The following is an 11,329-nucleotide window of genomic DNA, read 5'->3' on the forward strand; positions in this document are numbered from 1 at the left end:
GGGCATAATTGGAGGAGAAAATGTAATGAGCAAGAAACGATTTGGGAGCAGAATGCTGGCTGCTTTATTGGCAGCGACTACATTACTGGTCCAAAGTACGCCGTTGACTCATGCTGCAACAGAGCCAGAGACACCGGCAGCAGACACCAAGAAGCTGGAAGATCAATTCAAAAAACAAGAAGAAGCCCACACGGAGTTTACCGATTTGGGAAACAGTTACGCTAGTAAAGCCGTAAACAGACTTGCAGCGCTTCATATGATCAGTGGTCAGGGAGAAAACCGTTTTAACCCGCAAAACACGATTTCTCGACAGGATATTGCGGTGCTTTTGACAAAAGTAATCGGTCTTCAACCAACAGAAATTGAGGATGCCGCTTTTGAAGATGTTCCGTTGGAAAGTCCTTATGCACCGTACGTTTATGGACTCTCCGAATTGGGTGTGATGAACGGCAGAAGTGAGTATGCCATGGGTGCTTTAGACCCGCTTACACGTCAAGAGCTGGCTGTCATGCTGTCTCGTTTGATGAAAGAGGGCTCTGTGACCAAAGTGGCAGGTCAGACTCCTGTTACATACAGCGATGAAGAAGAAATCGCCGACTACGCCAAAACGGCTGTGGAAGAAGTGACGAATCAGCGCTGGATGCAAGGGGCAGGCGGCAAGTTTAATCCGACAGGAACCGTCACACGTGCGGAGGCAGCTGTGATCGCTGAGCGCGTCTTGGATGCACGCTACCAGCAAGCAGAGCAGGTGAAATACAAGGTAGATGTAGAGCGGCTGAGTCTGGCTGCTGGCACGAGCCAACGCTTGAAGGTAAGCAGTATCAGTGGAGATGAGCTGCCTTTTACACCGATTTTCGCTTTTGATCGTCCTGAGTTGGGAACCATTTCGGCTGACGGAACTTTTGTAGCTGGTTCTACAGCAGGAAAAGGAAATCTCACGGTGACAGTCGGCTACCAAACGACGACAATTCCGGTTGAGATCAAGGACGCTGGTAAGCCAGCTGTCGAAAAGGTGGAGGACACGCCAAAGACTGCAACTGTGACTTCCTCCAATGACTCGGCAACGAAAGTCGATGAAAGCAAGACGGTAGTAGAGGGAGAAAAGCCAGACGCAGACAAAGGAACAACAGAAACGGATGCAACCAAGCCTGCTGATCCAAAAGAAGAGGCGAAGGAGCCAGCAGAGAAGGACGAACTGGTCAATATCGCACCAGGCAGTTATACATCGGTTACTACTTTTGGAACGCCAGACTCGTATTTCCAAGAGCTGGAGAAGCAATATCCTGGTCCAGTAGGGGGACTTGTAACGCCTACAGAAGACTGGACGGGATACCACCGTCAGTTTGGACGCAAGGTGACCGTTGAGCTCGACGAGGCGAAGCCATTGGAAAGAATTGCGCTGACGTTTAAGCAGCAGAAGACTTCGGGTATCACGATGCCAGAATACATGGAAGTCGAGGTATCTCGCGACGGGAAAGTGTGGTCGTATGCGGGAAGAGCTGTTCACGATGTTTCCGCCAAAGAGGACAAGCTGGTTACACGCACATTGAGCGTGACCTTGCCTGACGTGAACACCCGCTATGTCCGGGTATCCTTCCCGGTGAAAGTATTTACGTTCGCTCGCCAGCTGGAAGTATGGGCAAAAACGGATAGCGACTGGAACAATGGCGCTGTCTTGCTGCCGCCACCAAATCCGGCGAAGCTGGAAGAAGCCAAACAAGCAGGGCGTCGTGTGGAAAATATGCTGCTCGCTTATTCAGGAGAGCATGGCGAACTCGGGACATGGACCAAAGAGGATTTCCTCCCGATGGTTGGCTACCGCACTGTAGATGGTTATATGCGTGACCAGATGTTTGATACGATTCTGTTCCTGCCATATCAGACCATTCCTGCTACGAAAGAAAGCTGGACAAAGTACATGAATGATTTGTTCGGCTCGAACAAGCAGCTCGACGCTCTCAACCAGGCTATGCGGGAGTATAACCGCTTGCGTGGAACGCTGTATACGACACCGACGCAGGAAAATGTCGTGCTGGCACTGCCGTATCCGAATGCCAGTCAGACCAATTTTGGTCAGCTGGATGAAAAGAAACCATCCCTCTCCTTCAACCCTGCGGGAATTGGGGAAGAGCAAGCGTATTTGAATCGCAAAGCTGCGTTGGAATGGTACTTCCAGGAGCTCATGAAGCGCTGGAACAAGGAAGGATACGCTTATCTGAAGCTGGAAGGAATCTATTGGTTCCATGAGCTGGTGGAGGATAGCGCACCGAAAGAGCGTCAGTTGATTCGTGACATGGGTAGCATGGTGCATGACGAGGCGTTGCGCTACTACTGGATTCCGTATTTCGGATCACCGGGAGTGTCCGAGTGGAAATCTCTTTATTTCGATAAGGCATTCCTGCAGCCGAGCTATTACAGCGACAAGCCGGTAGGAATTGACCGTATTCAAGGGGTACTGGATGTCGTCAACAAGTACGACATGGACATCGAGATCGAAGGCGACTGGAAGATGTACAATGATCCGAAGTTCTATCAGACCTACTACAATCAGTTAGTTGCCACCCACAAGCTGGGGATGGATAAAAACAACGTACACGCCTACTACTTCGGCTCCAAGACATTGCTAGAGTCTGTCAAGAGCACGGACCCTGTCAAACGCGCCATCTATGATGATACGTACAAATGGATGCGTGGTCGTTTTGACAGAACAGAATTTTTCGAGGGCAGCGAGATGCCGTAGTGAATGGAAAAGAGTCTGTTTCCCGCATTAAGGGGAGACAGACTCTTTTTTATCTAAAGCAGATGGACAGACTCTCCCCCAATCGTTTTCCTATAGATCCCCACCAGCTCCTGCACGATCTTTTCTTTCGTCGCATGTAGAGGGGGACTCGGATGGTAGTAATCGATTCCTTTTGGGCAGGGCTTGCCAAAAGTCGGTACCCCTGCTGCTGCGATCCGTTGTTTCCACCGTTTCTTGAGGGAAGAAAACTGCTGCCACGAATGGTGGTGGGAAAGCCCCCAACCAAGTAGGAGCCACGGGTGTTTTTGCAGTTCCCGCGTAGATACGAGCTGAGCCTCAAGCGTCGTCTCTTTCTCCTGAATAAGTTGCTCAAAATGAGATATAGCACTCACGGCAGCAGCATTTTGCACAGAAAACAGGTTGTACATATGAAATCTGCCTACCAATGCCTGTTTTCCGTAGATTGCTTCCACCAGTCGGATCAATTGTCGCATGGTGGGATCGAGTGTGGTCTGACCCATGATGCTATGACCGGATGCAGGTCTTTCACGAAAAAGCTTGGCACTACCAGGGTTCAGTAAGAGACAGCTCCCAAGAGAGCGATGGCCCTCTGAATTCGGTCCCCATTGAAGATAGGTAGAAATTCGATAGACGACTCCTCGATGCTCCTTAAAGGTAGCAAAGGCATTCGGCTGGTTCATGACGATCCCCTCCTGGTCAAGCTATCTATGATCCATTTATATGAGAGGAGGGGATTTGGTAGAACGGACATACCTCTATTCTAGCTATTTTTGCTAACCTCTTTGGTACCGATCATGCGGAACAAAATGATATACAGATAAGCACTGACTAGGGTTAAGCCCAGGACGACACCGAATACGCCAACAGGAGCAAGCCATTGGGATAGACCGATCGTCAGGGGAGCGATGAAGCGACCAATCGAGAACTGAAGCGAAGAGGCTCCCATGTACTGACCGCGTGCATCCTCCGGCGAGTATTTACTGATGAAGCTCTGGGCGACTGGTGTCCGCATCAGCTCGCCGAATGTCAAAATCGCCATACAGCCAAACAGAAGCCAAATATTCGTCGTAAAGGCCATCAAGAACAGACCGACACCGAATAAGATGGAGGAGATGACGAGGCTGTTGCGATCACTCCAGTTTTCGAACCAGCGTGTGACTGGCAGTGTAAACAGAACCACCAAAAAGCCATTCAACGCCATGAGCCAGCCGAATGCGCTGGTTCCCCCGACTGTATAAGTCCAATTGCCCCATGAGAATAATACTTGCTGCATGACATGCTCTTTGACATACAAAGCCATGTAAATATCCAATTGCATGAATCCAATGGCGATCAAAATCCCTGCGCCAATGTACAGGGCAAACGCTTTGTCTCGGAAAATAATGGCGTAACTCCTGAACTGCTCAATCAGGGAAAAACGCTCCTTTGCTTTCTCCTGACGGACGTGTTCAGGCAGCGTTTCCTTGATCAGGAAAAAGACGGTGATCGCAAAAAGCAATTCAACGATGGTACAGAACATCAACAGCTGCGGGCGATAATGGACAAAAAAGACAGAACCCAATACGGGACCTGCAACCACCCCGATGTTCATCGCTGTGTAAAAGGTAGCAAAGACAATTCTTCGATCCTCTTCTGTGGTCAAATCAGCTACCATGGCAGAGCTGGCAGGCCAGTAGAGAGCCCCAGCGATCCCGATCCCGATGAAGGCAAGATAGTCGATCCAAGGTGACGGAGAGAACGCAAAAAGTGCGAACATCACCGTCGATGTACAGAGCGAGAGCAGCATGGTGAATCTGCGCCCTACCCGGTCGGCCAAATACCCGCCAAACAGATTGGACAGCATCCCGAGCAGCGGTGGCACCATCAATAGAAGACCCGCTACATCCTTCCCGAACGTATCGCTAAAATAAATCGCCATAAACGGAAAGTACATCCAAAAGAATGTGTGCGTAATCAATTCACCAAAGAGACGTACTTTCAAATTTAGATCCCACGAACGCCAAATCATGACACGAATTCCTCCATTCATTTCGGCAGGTGCCTTGACCTCGATTCTCTTTTTGGAAAAATTCCACGTAAAAAAGCGCAAACGGGGTAGAGACACTGCTCTTCCGCTTGCGCTTCATCAAACGATACAAAGGTGGCGGGAAATAACCAATTCAACGGGGGACAAAAGAGAGACGGTTACCTACCTATGGTTTTAGGTACAGTAAACCGACTGTTCACCCGAGAACATGGCCCGCAATTCATATCGGGAAAAAGACGGAAGCGGTTCAGGCATCCTGCAGCTTCTAGCTTTTGATAGGGTTATAAGAGGCAGTGCCCCTTAAGAGAGGCCCCACCTAAGCGAAGATAACTACAGAAAATACCATGAACTCAGCACTCCCGTCTTTCAAATTTTTTACATAGGTAAACTCTTGTTGATTAGAATACTCGAAATCGTCGAATTTATGCAAGATAATTTTTTAGTTTTTTTCGAATAGTACCAAGAACATATAGAATTGAAAAAGGGGCTTCTATTCGGTAAAATATTTTTTAACAACAACCAAATCATGCTAGAAATGTGGGGGATATCGCATGCTGGATACACGCATCGTCAAGTTGGCTACAAATTTGCTGAGCCATTCTGTACGCCTGAAGGAAAAAGAAAGCTTGTTGATTGAAGTTCGTGGCGAGGGTCACGCCTTGGCGAAGGAATTGGTTAGGCAGGCATACGACTTGGGAGCCTATCCGTTCGTACGGATTATTGACCCGTCTATCCAACGTGAGCTAATGCTCGGTGCAAGTGCAGAGCGTGCGACTCATTTGGCGAAATGGGAAGAGCCAATGTACAAAGATTTGGATACCTATATCGTCATCAATGGTCCATCCAACGACAGTGAGATGGCAGATGTGCCGGTAGAGTGTCGTCGTGCGCATCAAAGCGTGATGCAAGAATTGCATGACTACCTGACCAACAATGTACGTTGGACACTGCTCAACTACCCGACAACGGCTTTGGCGCAAAATGCCAACATGTCTACCGTTGCTTTTGAAGATTTTTATTTTGACGTATGTTCCGTTGACTATAAAAAGATGCACGAAGCCTTTTTGCCTTTGCAGCAATTGATGGATCGTACGGACAAAGTGCGTCTGGTTGGACCGGGAACGGATCTTCAATTCTCGATCAAGGACATCCCTAGTGTCATCTGCTCCGGACTTCGCAACATTCCAGACGGCGAGATTTTTACAGCTCCTGTGCGCGACTCTGTGAATGGAATCATTACGTACAACACCGCAACAAGCTACATGGGCACGAAATTCGAAAATGTATGCCTGAAGTTTGTAGACGGAAAAATCGTCGAAGCGACTTCTAACAATACAGAAAGACTCAACCAAATTTTCGATACGGACGAAGGGGCGCGCTACATTGGGGAATTCGCGATAGGCGTACATCCGTACATCCTGCATCCAATGAATGATATTTTGTTCGATGAGAAAATTGCTGGTAGCTTCCACTTCACACCAGGCCGTGCATACGACACCGCAGATAACGGCAACCGCAGCCAAATCCACTGGGATATGGTAAACATCCAGCGTCCTGAGTACGGCGGCGGCGAAATCTGGTTTGATGATGTGCTGATTCGTAAAGACGGTTTGTTCGTATTGCCAGAGCTGCAAGGACTCAATCCGGAAAACCTAAAAGGGTAATTGGTACAACAGAGTCATCATGCTGAGCATGGTGGCTTTTTTGTTTTTTAACGTAGCTATCGGTGAGGGAAGAAGCGCATTTCCAGTCTACGCTTCGGCCTACGCCCCGCAAAGGGGATTGACTGTTCGCTCCGGAATAAATGGCGGGAGCGCTTCAAACGTAGAAGTTCCAGGAAGTATTCCATGAGTGAAGCTGAAAACCCCCGCCATTTTTTCCTACGCTGAGTTGGGCTCCAGAGGCGCTTGGACTGGAAATGCGCTTCTTCTACGTGGCTGTTGTTTAACTTCTTGTAAGTTGATTCATGTTGATGAAAGTTCTAAACCTCCCTTGTATCACAATCAAAACGCTCTAAAAGCACGAAGTAATCACAAGCTGTACGCAAGCACTGTCACATGTCTGGAAGGAGACCGCCCGAACGAAGAGAGGATACAGGCGACTGGAAGACATGTGGCAGGGCTTCCACAACCACAAACGTTGGACGACTACAAACGAGCATCTCTGACATCCTTTTGCTACAATAAGAAAAAAGCATGGAACAGAGGGATTAGACGTGAGCCGCAAAGAGTGGATCGAATACATCGTCAGTGAACAAGACACGGGAATGAACGTGGAACAAATCGTCCGGCAAAAGCTCAACGTGTCAGGTCGTATGATGCAGCGGCTGACGAGAAGCAAGGGGATTTTGCTCAATCGCAAGCAGCCCTTCCTGCAAAGACAAGTAAAAACAGGAGATACAATCGCTGTTCGTGTCATCGAGAGACAAGAGCAAGCGCCTAGGCAGCCCCAGCATGATACAAAGCCAGAGGGACCGATCACACCAATGCCGTCCATCGACATTTTGTACGAAGACGATCATCTCTTGATTGCAAACAAACCGGCAGGCATGATGGTGCACCCGATTAAACAGGAGACCGACACATTGGTACATGCACTCGCTGCCGTACTGGCGGCACGTGGTGAGCAGACGAGCGTACATCCTGTGCATCGGCTGGATAAGGATACATCAGGAGCTATTCTGGTAGCCAAAAGCAGCTATGGTCATCAATTGGCTGACAGGCTGTTGCGCGAAGGGGGCATTCATCGCGAGTATCTTGCGGTTGCCAGTGGGGTGCTGTCAGAGAGAGCTGGAACGATTGAGGCGCCAATCGGCCGAGATGCGCGTCATCCTACGAAGCGCCGTGTCGTGGAGAGTGGCGATCCTGCCATCACGCATTACGAGGTACAGCAGACCTCTGAGGGAATGACGCTTGCTCGCGTCTGGCTGGAAACGGGTCGTACCCATCAAATTCGCGTTCACTTTGCCCACATTGGACACCCGCTTGCTGGCGATACGATGTACGGGGGAGCGAGAGGTTTGTTACGCCGACAGGCTCTGCATGCTTCGAAATTGTCCTTTTTACATCCGCTTCTCGAAAAAGAGATTGTAGTCGAGGCACCGATACCATCGGATATGAAGCGCTTGATGCAAGCAGAGTTTACATAAGAACGGCCAAGAAGCTGAAACCACCTTTAATAGAAAGGTGGTTTCATTGGTGTATTTGGTAAAGGTGGATTGTGCCCCCAATATTTTAGAGCATCCCTAGTTGATCAAGCCGTTTTCCGGCGAAACGACGAAATCATGGAAGACTCCTTTGTGGTTGATCGATGCCGTAACAGTCGGTTTCCCCTTTTTCGTAAACGTATATACGTTATATTTGGACGAAACATTGTATCCGGTCAGATCGAGGTTGAAAACCTTTTTCATCATCGGGTTGGCAGCAGCAATCGCCTTTTCTTTTGTAAAGAATGGTTTGGCAAACACCTTGGGAATATCTTCGTCTGCGGTATAGTTCTCATTTATGAACTCGCTGATCAGGGTAGCTGCCACCACTTTCCCTGTTTTCGCCCCTATGACGATACTGTATTTCCCTTCGGTATCCATGAAAGCCCATACTTGATCCAAGCGTTCTTTCGATTCTTTCACCAGTGTTACCTCAGGGAGCAGCGCCGATGCTTTATCGTTGGAAAGAGACTTCAGCGCCTTTTGCGCTGTATCGGTCACTTTGGGGTTTATTTGCTCGTTTGTATAATGCAATTTCGCAGCATTGACCTTCCCGGTGGCAGCGTCAATGCTGACCGATGCATGTTGCCCTTTGAACAGCCAAATGTTTTGTTTTTCCCAGTTGATCCGTTCTACCCTATCAATCGTAAAGGCATGCTGATTATCCATTCCTTTTAACGTGCTCGTAACAGTATTCTGCAAATCAGCTGCCACTTCGCTAAGTTTTAATTTTACGTTTACAGATACAACCTTTCCCTCCTGCTTGGTAACGAGCACCTCACCTCTGTTGTTTTTTGCCGTAATCACCCAGGAATTTGCCGTTTCTCCCCTGATCTCGTCCAGTTCGATCGGCACATCGCCCGCCTGCTTTTGCATCGCTTGTCTAGCGGCTTCTACGACATTTTTGTCAAGCTGGGCGAGGGTCTTCATTTCTGGCTTTAATGCTGGCGCCTGACCAGCTGCGTATGCTGGTGTCTGTGTGTTTGTAAACGGAGATGCTACGGTTAACAGCAAGGCAATCATACTTGTCACAGCTAGTGTTTGTTTTTTCATATGTCCTTCTTCCTTTCTACATTCCAATCATTTATTTGATCCAGCTCATGAGATTTTGTGACAATCATTCGAGTGTCAAACAATCTGCAGTTGAATAACGTAACAGTGTTATGTTACATTGTCTTTGGAGGTGCTTCACTTGGACACAAATGTAATTTCGAAGAAGGACCTGCTGGAGCTTACTGGCATTTCGTATGGACAATTGTACCGTTGGAAACGAAAGAACTTGATTCCAGAGGAGTGGTTCATTCGTCGAGCAACTTTTACAGGGCAAGAAACCTTTTTCCCGCGGGAACAGATTTTGGCTCGAATCGACAAGATCCTGAACATGAAAGACGACCTGTCGCTGGATGAACTGGCGGACATGTTTTCACCAAGTATGAGTGACACGTCGTTGACCGCAGAGGAATTATTGGCACGAAACATTGTTTCGACAACTGCTTTAGAAGTGTTTAACGTTTTTCTCGGGAGTCTGCGGACCTTTACCTTCCAGCAAGCACTATACGCCTATGTGTTAGAAAAGCTTTTGGCCGCAGGAGACTTAAGTGTAGATGAAGGCGGCGGATTGCTGCAGGTACTGGCTAGCCACTATCCCAAATTCGAAGGGAAGCCTTGTGAGCTGATCTTTATGCGCAAGATGGGGATTTCCACGTTCGTGTTAGTGTCTGGCTCTACCGAAATGTATTTTGATAGCGGTGTAAAGGTAGTGAAACGGCTCGATCTAGCCAATTGCATCGAGGAATTAAAAGGAAAATATTTGTAGGGGGAGACCATACCATGCAGAACGAGAATAAGAACAAGCTAGATTTGATCTTTCATGGGGCAGTGAATGCTACGGGTGGCGTATACAACAAAGTAGATGTGCAAGGTTATGGCAAGATCAATGGCGATGTAGAGTGCGAGTCGCTTCATTGTGCCGGACATGTCAGTATCACGGGAAATCTCATTGGCTCTTCGGCAAAAGTAGAGGGCAACGCGTCGATTAAAGGCAAAGTGAAAATGGATACATTGTCTGTATATGGTCAGCTTGATGTTGCGGACGATTTGAATTTTACGAGTCTAAAAGTCGGTGGCAATGTCAAAGTACAGGGCAATATGGCTGGAGAGGATGTAAAGGTTCACGGATCATTGAAGACCGCAGGGGATTGTGAAGCCGAAGTGTTCCGGGCAAACGGTGCGTTTAATATCGGAGGACTGCTGAATGCGGGGCGAATCGAGGTCATTCTGCATGGCAGCTGTGAGGCAAAAGAAATGGGCGGAGAGCACATCGAGGTGCGCCGAACAGGCAATAGCACTTTGGGCAAGCTGTTGAAGCATTTTCTCAATAATACCTTGTCCGTAGAGACGATTGAAGGTGACGAAATCTATTTGGAAAACACAAAGGCCAAGGTCGTTCGCGGCAACAAGATCGAGATAGGTCCCGACTGCGAAATTGATCTGGTCGAATACAGCACAGAATGCAAGCAAGACCCGAGCTCACAGATTAAGACGCTGACACAACGGTAAGACTGACAAGGAAAAATGAATATTCCAAACTGTATGCAAGTATTTACATGCATGCAGTCTTTTTATATAATGAGCTTGGAAAAAAATGAAAATGCAAGTAATTGCTTGCTTGGCATGGAGGTGCGCTATGGATCACCCAGATATAGAACAGAAGCTGGGGGGGAGAGGCGAAGAGGAACAGGAAACCCGTGAGCGAATTTTATCGGCCGCACGTCAGCTAATGGCACAAAAGGGATACAAGGGAGCGACTACACGCAAGATTTCTGAGCTTGCGGGGGTTAATGAGGTAACGGTATTTCGTCACTTCAAGAACAAGGTAGGCATCTTGACAGAGCTCCTGAAAGAAATCATGGATGTCCGGGAGCAGCTGGAGCAAGGGTTGCAAGGCGAGTTTTCTGATATCAAGGAAATGCTGGTCAGCTACGCACGTACGTATTACGGCTTATTGGTCGAGCGCAAAGAAATTTTCATGATCTGCATGATTGAAGCGGATAACCACCCGGAAGTCGTGCAGATGTTCAGCAGTTTGCCGATGACCGCAGTCGAGGTATTGTCCAAAAAGCTCCTTGCGTTTCAGGAGCAAGGGCATTTGCCAAAGGCAGATCCGTTCACGGCAGCTCTTATGTTCGTCTCCACTTTTTTCTACGCCTTCATGGCGAAGTATCGGGTCAATCTCGATATCCAAATGGTAGAAGAAGAGCTTTTTGAAAATGCTTCTGAAATCTTGCTACAAGGCATCAGAGGACTCAAATAAACAGCATAGCTACATAGGGGCGGA

At 48.2% G+C, this 11,329-nt stretch carries 9 protein-coding genes; 6 read left to right on the forward strand and 3 right to left on the reverse strand.

Annotation, left to right across the window (positions count from 1 at the left end):
• Positions 1–25 precede the first annotated feature (25 nt).
• Positions 26–2,740: a DUF4855 domain-containing protein gene (locus KB186_RS14925; protein WP_232773899.1), complete on the forward strand. Its 2,715-nt coding sequence runs from the start codon at positions 26–28 to the stop codon at positions 2,738–2,740.
• 53 nt (positions 2,741–2,793) lie between these two features.
• On the opposite strand, the gene KB186_RS14930 is transcribed toward KB186_RS14925, so the two are convergent.
• Entirely contained in the window at positions 2,794–3,441 is a 648-nt protein-coding gene (locus KB186_RS14930) for a hypothetical protein (protein WP_173610410.1), read from the reverse strand.
• 80 nt (positions 3,442–3,521) lie between these two features.
• Entirely contained in the window at positions 3,522–4,769 is a 1,248-nt protein-coding gene (locus KB186_RS14935; protein ID WP_173610411.1) for an MDR family MFS transporter, read from the reverse strand.
• A 569-nt stretch (positions 4,770–5,338) separates the two neighbouring features.
• On the opposite strand from KB186_RS14935, the gene KB186_RS14940 reads away from it, so the two are divergent.
• Entirely contained in the window at positions 5,339–6,451 is a 1,113-nt protein-coding gene (locus KB186_RS14940) for an aminopeptidase (protein ID WP_232773900.1), read from the forward strand.
• 551 nt (positions 6,452–7,002) lie between these two features.
• Positions 7,003–7,935 carry an RluA family pseudouridine synthase gene (locus KB186_RS14945; RefSeq protein WP_232773901.1) on the forward strand — a complete coding sequence of 311 codons (933 nt, stop codon included), beginning with the start codon at positions 7,003–7,005 and terminating at the stop codon, positions 7,933–7,935.
• A 96-nt stretch (positions 7,936–8,031) separates the two neighbouring features.
• On the opposite strand, the gene KB186_RS14950 is transcribed toward KB186_RS14945, so the two are convergent.
• Positions 8,032–9,045: a hypothetical protein gene (locus KB186_RS14950; RefSeq protein WP_232773902.1), complete on the reverse strand. Its 1,014-nt coding sequence runs from the start codon at positions 9,043–9,045 to the stop codon at positions 8,032–8,034.
• Positions 9,046–9,184: 139 nt separating this feature from the next.
• Between KB186_RS14950 and KB186_RS14955 the strand changes: the two genes are divergently transcribed.
• From KB186_RS14955 to KB186_RS14965, 3 genes are all read left to right on the forward strand, one after another.
• A complete protein-coding gene (locus KB186_RS14955; RefSeq protein WP_232773903.1) occupies positions 9,185–9,808 on the forward strand; it encodes a YhbD family protein in 624 nt (207 codons plus the stop codon).
• Positions 9,809–9,822: 14 nt separating this feature from the next.
• Complete coding sequence (locus tag KB186_RS14960) at positions 9,823–10,551, forward strand: bactofilin family protein (protein ID WP_173610416.1); 729 nt, start codon at positions 9,823–9,825, stop codon at positions 10,549–10,551.
• A 127-nt stretch (positions 10,552–10,678) separates the two neighbouring features.
• Positions 10,679–11,305 carry a TetR/AcrR family transcriptional regulator gene (locus KB186_RS14965; RefSeq protein ID WP_173610417.1) on the forward strand — a complete coding sequence of 209 codons (627 nt, stop codon included), beginning with the start codon at positions 10,679–10,681 and terminating at the stop codon, positions 11,303–11,305.
• The last annotated feature ends 24 nt before the right edge of the window (positions 11,306–11,329 follow it).

Source organism: Brevibacillus sp. AF8 (assembly GCF_021270385.1).
Lineage (GTDB): Bacteria > Bacillota > Bacilli > Brevibacillales > Brevibacillaceae > Brevibacillus.